The 14829-nt window shown below is 47.0% G+C and carries 14 protein-coding genes; 10 read left to right on the forward strand and 4 right to left on the reverse strand.

Annotated features, from left to right (window positions below; all coding sequences use genetic code 11):
• Positions 1-255: 255 nt before the first annotated feature.
• A complete protein-coding gene (ureE, locus tag HRE53_RS02580) occupies positions 256-714 on the forward strand; it encodes an urease accessory protein UreE (protein WP_235108952.1) in 459 nt (152 codons plus the stop codon).
• A 70-nt stretch (positions 715-784) separates the two neighbouring features.
• Positions 785-1357 (forward strand): Uma2 family endonuclease, encoded by a 573-nt coding sequence (locus HRE53_RS02585; RefSeq protein WP_235108953.1) that lies wholly within the window; start codon positions 785-787, stop codon positions 1355-1357.
• 40 nt (positions 1358-1397) lie between these two features.
• Here HRE53_RS02585 and HRE53_RS02590 read toward each other — a convergent pair whose 3' ends face one another.
• A complete protein-coding gene (locus tag HRE53_RS02590) occupies positions 1398-2474 on the reverse strand; it encodes a glycoside hydrolase family 113 (protein WP_235108954.1) in 1077 nt (358 codons plus the stop codon).
• A 95-nt stretch (positions 2475-2569) separates the two neighbouring features.
• On the opposite strand from HRE53_RS02590, the gene HRE53_RS02595 reads away from it, so the two are divergent.
• Both HRE53_RS02595 and ureG read left to right on the forward strand, forming a co-directional pair.
• Positions 2570-3277: an urease accessory protein UreF gene (locus tag HRE53_RS02595; RefSeq protein ID WP_235108955.1), complete on the forward strand. Its 708-nt coding sequence runs from the start codon at positions 2570-2572 to the stop codon at positions 3275-3277.
• Positions 3278-3359: 82 nt separating this feature from the next.
• Positions 3360-3974: an urease accessory protein UreG gene (gene ureG, locus HRE53_RS02600; RefSeq protein ID WP_235108956.1), complete on the forward strand. Its 615-nt coding sequence runs from the start codon at positions 3360-3362 to the stop codon at positions 3972-3974.
• 82 nt (positions 3975-4056) lie between these two features.
• On the opposite strand, the gene HRE53_RS02605 is transcribed toward ureG, so the two are convergent.
• Positions 4057-5889, reverse strand: coding sequence for an iron uptake porin (locus HRE53_RS02605; protein ID WP_235108957.1), 1833 nt, complete (start codon positions 5887-5889; stop codon positions 4057-4059).
• A 1224-nt stretch (positions 5890-7113) separates the two neighbouring features.
• Here HRE53_RS02605 and urtA point away from each other — a divergent pair.
• The 6 genes from urtA to HRE53_RS02635 all read left to right on the forward strand — a co-directional run bounded on the left by urtA (position 7114) and on the right by HRE53_RS02635 (position 13048).
• Positions 7114-8406: an urea ABC transporter substrate-binding protein gene (gene urtA / locus HRE53_RS02610; RefSeq protein ID WP_212662089.1), complete on the forward strand. Its 1293-nt coding sequence runs from the start codon at positions 7114-7116 to the stop codon at positions 8404-8406.
• A 46-nt stretch (positions 8407-8452) separates the two neighbouring features.
• Positions 8453-9613 carry an urea ABC transporter permease subunit UrtB gene (gene urtB, locus HRE53_RS02615; RefSeq protein ID WP_235108958.1) on the forward strand — a complete coding sequence of 387 codons (1161 nt, stop codon included), beginning with the start codon at positions 8453-8455 and terminating at the stop codon, positions 9611-9613.
• Positions 9614-9622: 9 nt separating this feature from the next.
• Positions 9623-10801 carry an urea ABC transporter permease subunit UrtC gene (gene urtC / locus HRE53_RS02620; protein ID WP_235108959.1) on the forward strand — a complete coding sequence of 393 codons (1179 nt, stop codon included), beginning with the start codon at positions 9623-9625 and terminating at the stop codon, positions 10799-10801.
• Positions 10776-11531 (forward strand): urea ABC transporter ATP-binding protein UrtD, encoded by a 756-nt coding sequence (gene urtD / locus HRE53_RS02625; protein ID WP_235108960.1) that lies wholly within the window; start codon positions 10776-10778, stop codon positions 11529-11531. Before urtC ends, urtD begins: the two co-directional genes overlap by 26 nt.
• Positions 11524-12267, forward strand: a complete 744-nt coding sequence (urtE, locus tag HRE53_RS02630; protein ID WP_212662093.1) for an urea ABC transporter ATP-binding subunit UrtE — start codon at positions 11524-11526, stop codon at positions 12265-12267. The genes urtD and urtE overlap by 8 nt, the downstream gene beginning before the upstream one ends.
• Before the next feature lie 163 nt (positions 12268-12430).
• Positions 12431-13048 (forward strand): glutathione S-transferase family protein, encoded by a 618-nt coding sequence (locus tag HRE53_RS02635; RefSeq protein ID WP_212662094.1) that lies wholly within the window; start codon positions 12431-12433, stop codon positions 13046-13048.
• Positions 13049-13091: 43 nt separating this feature from the next.
• Here HRE53_RS02635 and alr read toward each other — a convergent pair whose 3' ends face one another.
• Both alr and purE read right to left on the reverse strand, forming a co-directional pair.
• On the reverse strand, positions 13092-14252 hold the full coding sequence (alr, locus tag HRE53_RS02640) for an alanine racemase (RefSeq protein ID WP_235108961.1): 1161 nt from the start codon (positions 14250-14252) through the stop codon (positions 13092-13094).
• Between the two features lie 27 nt (positions 14253-14279).
• On the reverse strand, positions 14280-14819 hold the full coding sequence (gene purE, locus HRE53_RS02645; RefSeq protein ID WP_255801157.1) for a 5-(carboxyamino)imidazole ribonucleotide mutase: 540 nt from the start codon (positions 14817-14819) through the stop codon (positions 14280-14282).
• Between the last annotated feature and the right edge of the window lie 10 nt (positions 14820-14829).

A 14829-nucleotide genomic window follows, 5' to 3' on the forward strand; every position in this document is an offset into this window, starting at 1 on the left:
AACGCAGGTTCAGATTCTATTAGTACCATGCTTTTTCTATCCGGGCTTGATGATTTACACAGTCCACCCTGGACAGATGCAGTAATCCTTGATGTTTGGATGATTGAGGTTGTTCCTGCCAACGCTAGAACCCATAGTAATTGGTACTATCTGTCCCGAAAACTTTTGGAGCTGGCTTCACCATTGTCAGTTTCCAAAGCCTCTTCTATCGCATTATGCTGAGGGCTACTGTCGATATAAGGGATAAAGCTGATCGTGTCACTGGTATTTATTCGCAGGCTGTCCAAAACAGAAAAACGTGAAGCTGATTTGATGTTAGCTCTGACAGCGGAAGAACGGATGCGATCGCGCCATAAATTCCAAACTCCAGAGGGCCAAACCGTCTTCCTGCAGCTGGATCGAGGCACTGTTCTATATGATGGTGACTTGCTGCAATCTGATAGCGATACCGTATTGCGTATCGTTGCTAAACCCGAACCTGTTTTAACGGTCCAAGCCCCTACTCTTCTAGATCTATTGAGGAGTGCTTACCATTTAGGCAATCGTCACGTTCCCTTAGAAATTACACCGACTTGTTTACGTCTCGCGCCCGATTCGGTTTTGCGCAATATGCTGGAACAGTTGGGAATGGATGTGACGGAAGAATTGCATCCCTTTCAACCCGAAGCGGGCGCTTATGGTTCACAGGGAAACCATCATAGCCATTCCCATTAGCACCTGGGTTATCAATCCCGTGTTCTGATCTTAAAGTCTAAAATCATCTCATTGATTGTTGTAAGCTCCCATGAACCCTGATGTCATAGAAGAGCGTATTCGTTGGACTACCACAGATTTAGCATTGCTTCCTGAAAGTAGCAGTCGCTATGAAATTATTGATGGCGAGCTTTTTGTGACGCCTGTTCCTCACTGGCAGCATCAAAACGTTAGTGGCAATATTTTTGCAGAACTGCGTGATTGGTCTTTAGAGATGGGAATCGGTGAGTCAGTTATAGCTCCAGGTCTCGTTTTTAGCGATGTAGACAGCATTATTCCAGATGTAGTGTGGATCAGCAAAGGACGTTTAGCTGCTGCTTTGGATGAATCAGGACATCTTGTGGCCGCTCCTGAGTTAGTGATTGAGGTTTTGTCGGCAGGCACGGAAAACAAGCGCAGAGATCGAGAGGCCAAACTCAAGCTCTACAGTGTGCGCGGAGTACAAGAATACTGGATTATCAATTGGCAATTGCAACAGGTGGAAATTTACCGTCGCCAACAAGCAATGTTGAAATTGGTTACAGCGCTACTGGATGATGCAGAGACTATCACTTCTCCCCTTTTGCCTAACTTTACTTGTTCTCTGTCGCGGTTATTTGTTTAGCAATCGGCCATTATCAGGATGGCTGAGCTGAGGATAGAAGCTAGCTATAGTATTTGCGAATCACTTCTGCGGCCGGTTTGTTCTGGGGTGAGAAACCAGCGCCTTGTTGTTTGGGATTGGCCTCAATTGAGGGAATCCACTTCCACCAGTACACCCCAGCAAACCAGTCTTGCTGCCAGATGGTTTGGAAGAAGGCTTCATAGCAATTCGCTTGAGTACGTAAGCCCTCTGAGGTTGCTAGCTGGGTTGGATTGATTTCAGAGGTGTCGGGCCATTTCCACGGTTCTATGGCGGCATCTGAGGTACTGCGATACCCCAGTTCTGTGAAGATGACGGGTTTCTGATATTTGTTGTGGAGGGTTGCGATCGCATCCCCATATTGCTGCCAAGCCTGCTTCAACTCCGCTACCCTCGGTTCAGTTTTGGAGGCCAAGGGAAAATAAGCTTGAATACCAATAAAGTCCAAGGCATCCCAAAACTGAATTTGCTCATAGGCTTCATACCAGTTGGCAGCATAGGTGAGCTGACCAGGGTATACCTGCCGAATCTCAGCAATTAATTGTCGCCAATCTTGTTCTCGTTCTACGGCTGTGGTCTGCAGTTCAGTGCCAATACAGAGGATGGGAATATTCTGCTGTTTGGCCAACTGGGCGTAATGCAGAATAAATCGACGATAGTTGGTAAACCAGGTCTGCCAATCCGCCTCAGACTTCATTTTGATATCCGTCCGCCACTTACCTTCCTGGGGGCGAGTTAACCAGATATGTGGTTTTAAAAGGGTTTGAATGCCTCGCTTTTGAGCCAATTGAGTGGTGGTGCTCAGGCCCTCATCGGTCTCGCCCCACCAAACCCCTTTTGTAGTTAAAGCCAAATCAGGCGAATCGATATCCCGCTGCCACCCAAACGGAGTTTGGACGATCCAATTCACATGGGCTTGAGTCAGGGTGTCAAAATTCTCGGCAGAAATGGGCGTCCGTTCTGCGGTCCAAGACATCCCTCTCTGCTTGGCTCCGGGTTCAATTTGAACGGCAGCTGGCGCTTGGCTGTCAACTTGGAAGATCTTGCAACCGACCACTAATAGCATGGTGAGACTCACCAGCAGGATAAACCTTTTCATGGAGATGAAGATGGATAGATGCTCTTTAGACTAACGGTTGTGCTGGATGTCAGAATGAGTAACCGCTTAGAAACGGATTTGTTATTGATTCATGCATGTTGCCTCTAGTTGTGAACAATCTCCAAACTCTCCAACGCTTACTCCAATTAACGAGTCCGACTTTACCCGTCGGGGCCTATAGCTATTCCGAAGGTCTGGAATGGTTAGTTGACCAAGGAACGATCAATAACGAATCCCATTTGCAGACATGGTTGCTTCAAGAGCTAGCCTATGGCTCCATTCGTATGGAAGCTGCGGTCATGGTTCGTGGGTATCGGGCCAACACAGATTTGCAAACATTGCAGTATTGGAATGCTTGGTTATCTGCTGCCAGAGAAACGGAAGAGTTGAGATTACAAAGCTTACAGATGGGACGCTCGCTGTTGCGATTATCTCAAGCGTTACAAGCTCCAGAAAACACTAGCCCCGAACTGAACGAGGTATGGGAGCAATTGCGAATAGAAGGATGTAACTTTGCGATCGCATTTGGTCTCACCGCCAACCTCTGGCAAATCCCCCTAGAATCTGCCACCCTCGGCTATCTCCACAGTTGGGCCACCAATCTCATGGGTGCCGGGATTAAACTCATACCCCTCGGACAAACCTCAGGGCAAAAACTACTTTTCCAACTTCAACCCCATTTGGAAGCAGCAACTCAATCGATTTTGCGCCTCGCAGATGAAGATCTCTGTAGCTGTGGGTGGGGACTTGCCCTGGCCAGCATGGCTCACGAGACTCAATATAGCCGTTTGTTTCGTAGTTAAAAAACACGTATCCCAAGGCTTGTAAGATACTGGCAGCCTTTTTTAGTTCATCAACCTTTGAAATCCTAGGACTGACCTCATCATGAATTCCCTTCGAGTTGGAGTCGCTGGCCCCGTTGGATCAGGCAAAACGGCATTAGTCGAGGCCCTTTGTAAAGCTATGCGGGATCAGTACAATCTGGCCGTTGTCACCAATGATATCTATACCCAAGAAGATGCTCAGTTTTTGGTGCGCAGTCAGGCCTTAAGCCAAGACAGAATCTTAGGGGTCGAGACAGGCGGATGCCCCCATACCGCCATTCGCGAAGATGCCTCCATTAACCTAGCTGCGATCGAAGATTTAGAACAGCAGTTCTCTCCCGATATTGTCTTTGTCGAAAGTGGGGGAGATAACTTAGCAGCTACTTTCAGTCCCGAACTTGTCGATCTCACGATTTATGTCATTGACGTCGCAGGTGGCGACAAAATTCCTCGTAAAGGCGGACCAGGGATCACTAAATCTGACTTATTGGTCATCAATAAAATTGATCTTGCTCCTTATGTTGGGGCCAGTCTCCAAGTCATGGAGGAAGATACGAAAAAAATGCGGGGTACTAAACCCTTTGTCATGGCTAACCTTAAGGAACAGGATGGTCTTCCCGCAGTTAAGGAGTTTGTCGTTCAACACATTCCGCCAGTTCCCAATAAAAAGCGGTAATCAGCCAAGCCAATTACCGCACAGTTGAGTGAGTCAGGAGTTAAACCATGAAGCTAACTCCCGGAGTTAAAAACCTAGAACACTAGAACGAGAACACAACCCGAAGCAAGCCCTGATAGAGGTTGGGCTCAATACTGCTACTGTTGGGATTCAAAATAGCAGAGAAAATGGGGCTAATGGTGATGTTGTCATTCACTGGGAAACGATAGAAGGCTTCGAAGTTAATTTGGTCTTCATCGTTCACCCCTACTGCTTGAGGCAGATTGTTCATGAAAGGCATGCCAGCGGAAACCGCAAATAAGGAACCCGGTACTAACAAATCGTGAATACCAGCACCTGCCTGCCAAGTTTGGGCATCAAAACGACCCACATTACCCGCAGCAAACGGAATGGGGTTAGCGACGTTATTGCCATTGGCAAAGGAATAAGCGTAACGGCCAAAAATGCCGAACTGACCAAATTTTGCTTCTGCATTGACTCCCACAACATTTTGGCTAACACCAAATGTTTCAGAATTCGTATATTGCAGCTTCACGGCATAGTTGGAGTCATCGCCTAACTCACCGGTATATTCCAATTCAGCCGTCGCTTGGTAAGGATCGCCAAACAATCCACCATCGTTAGGTGGGCCTGTGTTAACTGCGGAGAAACCATTCACCGCAACATAGGCACCCCGTAGAGACACAGGGCCGCCATTGAAATTCCAGTCAAAACCAGCACCCGCACCACCTAAGAAGTTGGTGATGTAAGGAGTAATCAAGGGGTTATTGATCAAGAACCAGGTACTGAAACCAGTAAACGGACTGGTATAGCTGTTGCCGTCAATAATGTCCGTTGGATAATACAACGGTGCCACCGTTACCGCTAAATCTTCGATGGGCTTAAAGGTATAGGCTAAGCGGTAGAGGGTCGCATTATTGGGTAGGCCAGCAAAGTAATACTGACCTGGGTTGAATAAAGGTGCACTTTGGGCGAAGGGCAGTGTTGCAGTACTCCCAACCTGGGCATTGGAGAATAAATCTTGCCCGTTATTACCAAAGAACAACGTGGTTTGTAAGAGGTCATCTCCAGAAAAGCTGGTATTGAAGCTCATGTAAACAGAGCCAATCGCACTTGCCCGAGAGTCTGCCAGTTGGTTAACGCCAGGTGTTAAGCCATCGGAAGAGTTATCAAAAGCTCGGTTGTCTGAATCACCAAATTGGGCCGTAAAAACAGCGTCAACACTCAATTTGGTCGTAGTGGAGAACTGCTGGGCTTCAACGGTTGCCACCCTAGCTTCAAGGCCGTCAACCCGTCCTCTCAAAGTCGCAAGTTCAGCTGCAAATTCATCTTGCAGAGCCTTCAGAGCATCCAGATCTTCCTTCGTTGCAAAGCGATTGCTGAGATTATCTAGACAGGCATTGACTAAAGCTGCAGCTTCCCGACGAGACATGGCCCGACTCGGACGGAACGTACCATTGGGGTAACCCGCGACGCAGCCATAGCGCTCGACTAAGGACTGAATGGCCTGAAAAGCCCAATCATCAGGTTGAACATCCGATAACTGAGAAACCGAGGTTACTTGCCCCACAGAATCAGTTTGGGTTTCCTCCATCAAATCTGCGACAGAAGAAGACACCGGAGTAGAGTGATTGGCTAATTGTAAGGACTCTACTTCTGCAACTGTAGTGCTAGAAGTCTCATCAGACTTGATATCAATCTCTTCTAATCCCTCAGGGGTAGTAAAGAGGGCTTGAGCTTCCTCACTATCATCAATCTCAGAGTTGAGAGCTAACTCCAAAGAGGGGATCGCAGTGATATCTGCTTGCACTTCTTCCAAAGCGGTGGGTTCTACTGCCCCCACAGCAGTAGGCAACAAACATGCCCATAAAGCAAGAGATGAAAAAACTAGGGATTTATCCCGAATACTGGTCATATAAAAATCCTCACACACACCTAGAACTTCGATTCAGAACTTGAATCTGTTCTTAAAACTTAAACATTTCATCAAAAGCAAGAAACTGACTGCTTAGCCACAGACACTAAATACAAATAATTTAGGTGTTATGGAAGCTTTTGTGTGTTAAATCAGGTCGACATTAGTCTATAAAAACGTATCAATTGGCTATGGAACTGTAGCCAGTTAGACAAAGCACTAGCCTTTAAACACTTTGGTCATATTGCTTAGATGATAATTTCCTAACTCTTATATTAAGGCAGCCTTAGTAGATCCTTAATATAAGTCCCCCCAAATACAACTACGGTATAGCAGGTATTTTTTTTGTAAAATACAATACAAATTAAAGAACAATTAAACTTGTGACTTCTTAGAATCTAAAAAGACTGATACCCAAGAAATATATGAGTGCTTGAATAAGTGAACTTTGGCGATATATTTTGAGGGCGTTGAGTAATTTCATTATAAAAACTCACTTCATATATCACATATTGTCAGCCTTGCCAAAGATTTTCTTTAGAGCTATGAAAAGAATATTTCTCAACGGAACTTCAAAGCTAAAAATAGAATTGCATTAATTATTGAAGATATTTCTCAATTATTAGCTTGAGATCAAAGAAATTTGTGAATTCCTCATGATAGTGGCGAGTAATAGACAAGCTGAAGAGAAGATATCTTAGCCGAACTTGAGTATCAATAGAGGTATGTGAGTATACTCCAAATGGGCAATTTATTCTAAAAAAAAACCAAATTAGGTGTTTAGCTAGTATTAGCAGATGTTGAGCTTTATAGCGATACTCAATGGCTTTAGTGACTATGTTCTAACGCCAGGAAAAACCTTGGAATTTAACTTTTTGTTAATAAAAAACAATAAATCTTCCTAGTCTTTACAGAGCAAGGGTTATAGGCGATGACTTATTTCATAAATAGGAAGAATAGCAGATTTTCTGTATCAGAGATAACATTTTTCTTACAGGTTAAATCTCTAGTATTTTCTGTTACAGGTCATGTTGCCAGGAATCAGCAATCATTTATATTGTGCTAATCAAAGACCAAAGCAACTGAATTAGGGGGAAGATCGAAACTGTTTCTTCGGAGATTGAGAAAAAATTGACCACCTAGACATGTGATGCTAGCAATCTGTTAATCAATAAACATGTCTGTATTTATCAAGTTACTTTGTTTTGTGGAGTGAATCGGTTTATGGCCAGAGGATTTGGTCGGCGCGAATTCCTAATTATGGGTTCCGTCGCTTCAGGGAGTGTGCTGCTCAAAGCCTGTACACCCGGTAGTCAGGACAGTGGAAGCACAGATGGTGGTAGTCCTTCCGGTGACACCATCAAGGTGGGGATTCTCCACTCTTTGAGTGGCACCATGGCAATCAGCGAGAAAAGTGTTGTAGACGCTGAGAAATTAGCCATTAAAGAAATTAATGCAGCAGGAGGCGTCTTAGGGAAGCAGATCGAGGCCATTACGGAAGATGGTCAGTCTGACTGGGATAAGTTCTCAGAAAAAGCGAAAAAGCTGATTGAACAAGACAAGGTCGTGACCGTCTTTGGTTGCTGGACCTCTGCCAGTAGAAAAGCGGTCAAGCCTGTATTTGAGTCCAAAGACCATATGCTGTGGTATCCCGTTCAATATGAAGGCCAAGAATGCTCCAAGAACATTTTCTATACGGGCGCAGCACCTAACCAGCAAATCGAGCCTTCTGTTGATTGGCTGCTGGAAGAATACAAGGGCAAGCCTTTCTTTTTAGTGGGGTCTGACTACGTTTTCCCCCGTACTGCTAACACCATCATCAAAGCTCAGCTAGAAGCGAAGGGTGGTAAGCATGTGGGTGAAGAATATATCCAACTGGGTAGTACGGATGTCACTCCTGTCATTGCCAAAATCCAAGCTGCCCTCCCTGAGGGTGGTGTCATTTATAACAGCCTGAATGGCGATACGAATGTTGCCTTCTTTAAGCAATTGCAAGGTAAAGGGCTAGGCCCAGATAAATACCCCTCTATGTCAGTCAGTATTGCTGAAGAAGAGGTGAAGGCCATTGGTGTTGAATACCTCAAAGATCACTATGCGGCTTGGAATTACTTCCAAACCGTTGATTCTCCTGAAAGCAAAAAGTTTGTAGAAGCTTTCAAGAAGGAATATGGTGAGGATCGGGTCGTTAATGACCCCATGGAAGCGTCTTACATCATGGTGTATCTATGGAAGCAGGCTGTAGAGGAAGCAGGTACTGCTGATGATCTAGAGAAAGTAAGAGCTGCTGCGATTGGCCAAGAATTTGCAGCACCGAATGGTCCTGTTAAGGTTGCGGGCAATCACCATATTTCCAAGACAGTGAGAATCGGCAAGATTGGAGAGGATGGTCTCTTTGAAATTGTCAATTCCACCGATGGTCCTGTGGAACCCATTGCTTGGAACCAGTTTGTGAAAGACACCAAGGGATATGCCTGTGATTGGTCTGATCCCAATAAAGGCGAGAAATATAAGATCTAAGCCTCGCCTAACGTTATCAACAACCTTTTAACCATGAGGAGATGCTTTGCTCACTTCGTTATTGGATGGTTTGTTTGATGGCATCAGCATAGGCTCAGTGCTGCTTTTAGCGGCATTGGGCCTTGCCATTGTTTTTGGCCTCATGGGTGTGATCAACATGGCCCATGGGGAATTGATGATGATCGGTGCCTATACAACATTCGTTGTCCAGAATGCCTTTAAGTCCTTTGGTCAACCTTGGTTCGGTGCCTACATTTTTGTGGCATTGATCTGTGCTTTCTTCGTTACTGCTTTATTGGGGCTAATTCTTGAAAAAGGGGTGATTCGCCACCTCTACGGCAGGCCGTTAGAGACACTACTGGCTACCTGGGGCGTCAGCTTAATCCTGCGACAGTTTGTGCGGAGTGTGAGCTGGGTAATGGTGCTGGGATTAGGCGTTTTTTGTGTCCTTTATTTTGGGGCTATGGCCATTCTTTCTCGAAGGCCAAACGTCGAAAAGATCCGGGGTTGGGCGCGTACTGTTTTAATCCCTCTCTCGGCTGGAATTGCCTGGACAGCCGGTAACATGCTGGGTCAAACCTATCAGCTAGCAGCGACCAAACCTTGGTTCGGTGCACAGAATGTAGATGTTACTGCCCCAGGTTGGCTGCGCAAGGGGATCAAGCTGGGTACCTATCAGCTACCCTATGTTCGTTTGTTTATCCTGGTGTTGACGATCGTCTGCATCCTTGGCATGTACCTATTTTTGCAACGCTCTGCCTGGGGACTTCGTATTCGAGCGGTCACTCAAAATCGGAGTATGAGTGCTTGTTTAGGCATTCCCACAGAGCGAGTGGATGCCCTTACCTTTGCTTTAGGGTCAGGGTTGGCAGGGGTTGCGGGCTGTGCAGTCAGTTTATTAGGCTCAGTGGGTCCAAATACAGGCCAGAACTATATTGTGGATACCTTTATGGTTGTTGTTGTGGGGGGGGTTGGCAAGCTAGTGGGCAGTATTGTAGCGGCAATGGCTATCGGCATCGCCAATTACATGATTGGTGCTGATGCCCTGAGTCCGCTAGTATCCTGGTTCCCCCAATTAGCAGCTGTTCTACAGTTCTTTGCCAACGCTAGCATGGCGAAAGTCCTTGTCTTTGCTCTCATTGTTACGTTCTTGCAATTCCGACCGGCTGGCATATTCCCCCAAAAAGGACGCATGGTAGATGCTTAAAAGCAGCATATGATTACAGATTCTCCTCCCGTAAAGTCCTCATCTGCCATGCGCCGACGCTCTTTGGTGATCGAAGGGGTGATTGTGGTTGCGATCGCACTTCTGATTCTGTTTGGGGCTCCTCAATTTCTGACAGCCATCGGTCAAGAATTTCGCATCAATATGCTAGGCCGCTTTATGGCCTTAGCGATTGTAGCTTTGGGAATTGACCTCATCTGGGGCTACACCGGGATGCTGAGCTTAGGCCACGGCATCTTTTTCTCCCTAGGGGGATATGCCCTAGCTATGTTTCTACAGCTCCAACTCCCAGAAGGTCAGCTCCCAGAATTCTTCACCCTATTTGGTGTAGATAAGCTTCCCTGGTTTTGGCAACCGTTTCACTCCTTGCCCTTTACCTTGATGGCAATTGTATTTATTCCTGCCACCATTGCTGGCCTGTTAGGCTACCTAGTGTTTCGCAACCGTATTCGAGGCGTTTACTTCTCGATCCTTACCCAAGCATCTCTGATTGTCTTCTTTAACTTTTTTAATAGCCAACAGAAGCTAATCAACGGCACAAATGGCCTTAAAACCGATACCACTAAAATATTTGGGGTCTATGCAGGATCAGATCAAGCCCAGTCTGTTTTCTATACCCTCACGGTCCTTTTCTTAGTACTGGCCTATTTCCTCTGTCGTTGGTTGACCAGTGGCCGGCTCGGTCGGTTACTGATCGCGATTCGGGACGACGAAAGTCGGGTGAGATTTTCTGGATATGATCCAACGGGATTCAAAGTTTTGGTATTTGCCGTATCAGCCGGTCTTGCAGGAATGGCAGGGGCGCTCTATACCGTCCAATCCGGGATTATCTCTCCCAAAACCATGGATATTGCCTTTTCCATTGAGATGGTGATTTGGGTCGCGGTTGGGGGAAGAGCCAGTTTAATTGGTGCCATTTTGGGAGCATTGATCGTTAATTTTGCTAGAAGTATCTTGACTGAGCAATTCCCAGAAATTTGGCTATTTTTTCAGGGGGCATTGTTCTTGGTGGTGGTTACGGTCCTCCCCGGCGGATTTATCGGTTGGCTACGAAACGAAGGACAGGAACTGTTTCGATCTTTAATTGGGCGACCCCGACGAGTGATGACTTATCCCAGTTTGTCTGAAGATCCGGAAGTGGAGTATGAGCGACAAAATCTTAGAAATTGAAAATGTAACCGTCAGCTTTGAAGGATTCAAAGCCCTCAATCAGCTCAACTTCAGCATGGAGACAGGAGAGCTGCGGGTTATTATTGGCCCCAATGGAGCAGGGAAAACCACCTTCTTGGATGTGATTACGGGCAAGGTTCAACCCACGACGGGGAGAGCACTATTCAAAGGTAAAAACCTCCGAGCCAGATCCGAGCACAATATCTCTCGACTAGGAATTGGTCGTAAGTTTCAAACGCCGCGGGTCTATTTACAACTCACCCCCCGGGAAAACTTAGATTTATCCTGCAATCGTCATAAAAATGTGCTGGCAACCTTAATGGGACGCCCTTCAGGACCAGAACGTCGCACCGTTTCTGGCTTGCTAGAAACCATTGGCTTAACGACAAAGGGAGATATTCCAGCAGCCCTGCTGTCCCATGGCGAAAAGCAGCGCCTTGAAATTGGCATGTTGGTGGCTCAATCCCCCGATTTACTACTGGTGGATGAGCCCGTTGCTGGCCTGACCGACGAGGAAACAGAGAACGTTGGCGACCTATTGCTCACCCTGGCCAAAAGCCACTCAATCATTGTGATTGAGCATGACATGGAATTTGTCCGCCAGATTGCCAGACAAGTCACGGTGTTACATCAAGGCAGCGTCTTGTTTGAAGGCAACATGAATGAAGTACAAACGAATCCCCAAGTGATTGAAGTCTATTTGGGACAGCCGGAGGAAGACGATGGTTAATCAGGCATCATCCCAGACTCACTCCCCCCAGGCTCTACTGGATATCTCGAACCTCAACGTTTACTATGGCGAGAGCCATATTCTCCGCAATGTTGATTTGAGCGTTGGCCCTGGAAAAATGGTTTGCCTCATTGGTCGGAATGGCGTGGGCAAAACCACCTTACTCAAGACGATTTTAGGGTTGCTGTCTCCCCGGACGGGCAACATTGTGTTGGAGGGACAGTCAGTCCTGAATAAAACCTCCGATCAGCGGGCTCGTCTGGGGGTGGGGTATGTCCCTCAAGGTCGGGAAATTATTCCCAGTCTCACGGTCCAGGAAAACCTACTTTTAGGACTAGAGGCTCGACCCCGAGGTCGAAAAAAAAGTGACACCATCCCCGAACAGGTCTTTCAACTCTTTCCGGTCTTAGCCAGTATGTTAGGCCGAATGGGAGGAGATCTCAGTGGTGGCCAACAGCAGCAGCTAGCCATTGCTAGAGCATTAGTGGGAAAGCCGCGCCTGTTAGTCCTCGATGAACCCACAGAAGGCATTCAGCCATCGATTATTCTAGAAATTGAAGCCGCTGTGCGACGGATTGTTGAAACGACAGGAGTCTCTGTGCTCTTGGTTGAACAACATCTTCACTTTGTGCGCCAGGCAGATTGGTATTACGCCATGCAGAAAGGGGGCATCGTTGCATCTGGTTCAACCGATGAGCTGAGTAATCAGGTGATCCAGGAGTTTCTTGCTGTTTGACCCTTGTATGCCTGGGCTGGCCCAATAACAATTGAGACAAATGCTATCTGACCTATAAACATGATTTTAGAGAGATAAGCGAATAAAACGCTAGAATTGCAATTCGTTCCTAATTGACCAGCACTTTACGCTGTCATAGGGTTCTATGCGTCCGGATATAGTGATGAGTCAATTCAAAGTATACGGCGATATATATTCTGGTAACTGCTATAAGGTCAAGCTACTCATGTCTCTACTGGAGATAGAGCATGATTGGGTTCATATTGACATTCTGAATGGCGAAAGTCGGACCAATGAATTTTTAGCAAGGAATCCGAATGGTCGTGTACCTGTATTGGGGCTTCCAGATGGGCGATGGCTGTTCGAGTCGAACGCAATCCTTCATTTCTTAGCCCAAGATTCATGTTTTTTGCCCATAGATCCCTATGGCCATGCCCAAGTACTGCAATGGCAGTTTTTTGAGCAATATAGTCATGAGCCTTATATTGCCACGTCTCGATATATCATTCGCTATTTAGGGTCACCGCCTGATCGGCAGGCGGATTTGGAGGCCCGCCGAGTCTGGGGATATGCCGCCTTAGATGTGATGGAAAGCCATCTTGAAAAGCAAGATTTTTTTGTGGACGAGCACTATTCCATTGCCGATATCTCCTTATATGCCTATACCCATGTCGCCTCGGAAGGAGGATTCTCCCTCAAGCCTTATAGCAACGTTCGCAATTGGCTACGGCGTATCTCTCAACATCCTCAACATGTGACGATGGAGCAATTTGCCCCTTAAGGCAGAGACTCAGTCATTCCACCATGAGCGACCAGAACTGATCTCAATGTCCTTGAGGGATATCGCTATTGACTAAGATTCTAGGGAGTCGATGCTTAAATCCACAGACAATCTCGTAGGAAATCGTATCCAGCGCCTCAGCCCAAGTTTCAGCAGAGATTGACGCCGGACCATCCTGACCCAAAAGGGTGACCACCTCTCCTACCGGTAAATGGGGAAAGTCACTGACATCCACCATGAGCTGGTCCATGGTAATGGCTCCAATTTGGGGAGCCAATCGACCCCGAATCATCACATCCATTTGGTTAGATAGGGACCGGGGAACCCCATCGGCATAGCCAATACCGACCACTGCAACGGTTAAAGGATGCTCTGTGGTGAAGGTATGGTTATAGCTCACCCCTGATCCGGCGGGTAAAGTCTTGATTTGGGTAATCCGAGCTTTGACTTCCATAACAGGTTGTAGCGAAACCGTCTGCTGGAAGTGGGACGCAGGATATAAACCATATAGTGCCAATCCCACTCGGACCAAGTCGTAGTGAAATTGGGGACCTGCTAAGGTTGCCGCTGAGTTGGCGAGATGGAGTTTGGGTAAGGGAATATCCTGGGCTTGGATACGGCTTAAGACGTCCTGTAATCGACTTTGCTGCTGCAGCATAAAGCTAGAGTCTGCATCATCGGCCGTTGCTAAATGGGAATAGATACTGGCAATCTTGAGATTAGAAAGACGGGAGACAAATTCAATAAAGGTTGCCCCCTGCTGCCAAATGGGCCCCAAGCGAGACATACCCGTATCAATTTTGAGATGCACTGGCAAAGGATGGTGCAAATGCCGAGAAAAGGTCAGGGCTTGCTCTGGGCTACATAGGGTAGGCTGCAGTTGCCAGCGGACGATAGCTTCTATCTCTTGAACAGTATGGGTAGCCCCAAGAACTAGAATAGGCCCATCGATCTCGGCCTGGCGCAGTTCAATTCCCTCCAAAATGGTGGCAACCCCTAACCAAGTCGCACCATTCTTCAAAGCGGTTTGGGCAACCGTCACTGCACCATGCCCATAGCCATCTGCTTTGACGACAGCCATTAATGCAGTTTGGGGCAACAATTGCTGTTTGATTTGGCGAACATTGTTCTCTAGCGCTTTTAGATCAATATTGATCCAAGCGCGTTCACAAGCCAATGTCCCAGGGGATGCATGCTTTACCATTCCTGAATCCGGCACACTGATCGAATCTTAGCCTGCGGAGGAGGCTGCTTGATAGTCCTTGAGGTATTGTTGATAACCAACTGTCGCTAACTGTTCCTGTTTGTCCTGAACCATTTCTGAGAGGGAGCGACGATAGGCGATGACCTGCTCTTGGAGTGCTGGGCGCTGAGCAGCCAATATTTGAATGGCCAATAGACCGGCATTTTTGGCATTACCAATGGCGACGGTGGCAACAGGAATCCCCCCTGGCATTTGGACAATAGAGTAAAGGGAATCCAATCCTTTGAGGTGGCGGCTGGCCACGGGGACGCCAATCACGGGTAAGGGGGATATAGCTGCCACCATCCCCGGTAGATGAGCTGCGCCCCCGGCACCAGCAATGATCACTTGTATTCCCTGTTGGTGGGCCTGTTGGGCAAATTCCACCATGCGGTGAGGCGTACGATGGGCGGAAATGATTTCCACATGGGGGAGGATCTTAAAGTCTTCGCAAACTGAGATCGCAGCTTGCATCGTCGGTAAATCAGAATCACTGCCCATAATGATGGCAACTTCAGGATGACTCAAGGGCTCTTCT

Source organism: Acaryochloris sp. 'Moss Beach' (genome assembly GCF_021497025.1).
Taxonomy (GTDB): domain Bacteria; phylum Cyanobacteriota; class Cyanobacteriia; order Thermosynechococcales; family Thermosynechococcaceae; genus Acaryochloris; species Acaryochloris marina_A.

Excerpts from the sequence above, each read along its gene's own strand:
- HRE53_RS02590 (WP_235108954.1), bottom strand. The coding sequence starts at position 2,474 with ATGAAAAGGTTTATCCTGCTGGTGAGTCTCACCATGCTATTAGTGGTC.
- urtC (WP_235108959.1), top strand. The coding sequence starts at position 9,623 with ATGATTACAGATTCTCCTCCCGTAAAGTCCTCATCTGCCATGCGCCGA.
- urtA (WP_212662089.1), top strand. The coding sequence starts at position 7,114 with ATGGCCAGAGGATTTGGTCGGCGCGAATTCCTAATTATGGGTTCCGTC.
- alr (WP_235108961.1), bottom strand. The coding sequence starts at position 14,252 with ATGGTAAAGCATGCATCCCCTGGGACATTGGCTTGTGAACGCGCTTGG.
- urtD (WP_235108960.1), top strand. The coding sequence starts at position 10,776 with ATGAGCGACAAAATCTTAGAAATTGAAAATGTAACCGTCAGCTTTGAA.
- ureG (WP_235108956.1), top strand. The coding sequence starts at position 3,360 with ATGAATTCCCTTCGAGTTGGAGTCGCTGGCCCCGTTGGATCAGGCAAA.
- HRE53_RS02585 (WP_235108953.1), top strand. The coding sequence starts at position 785 with ATGAACCCTGATGTCATAGAAGAGCGTATTCGTTGGACTACCACAGAT.
- HRE53_RS02595 (WP_235108955.1), top strand. The coding sequence starts at position 2,570 with ATGTTGCCTCTAGTTGTGAACAATCTCCAAACTCTCCAACGCTTACTC.
- urtE (WP_212662093.1), top strand. The coding sequence starts at position 11,524 with ATGGTTAATCAGGCATCATCCCAGACTCACTCCCCCCAGGCTCTACTG.
- HRE53_RS02635 (WP_212662094.1), top strand. The coding sequence starts at position 12,431 with ATGAGTCAATTCAAAGTATACGGCGATATATATTCTGGTAACTGCTAT.
- HRE53_RS02605 (WP_235108957.1), bottom strand. The coding sequence starts at position 5,889 with ATGACCAGTATTCGGGATAAATCCCTAGTTTTTTCATCTCTTGCTTTA.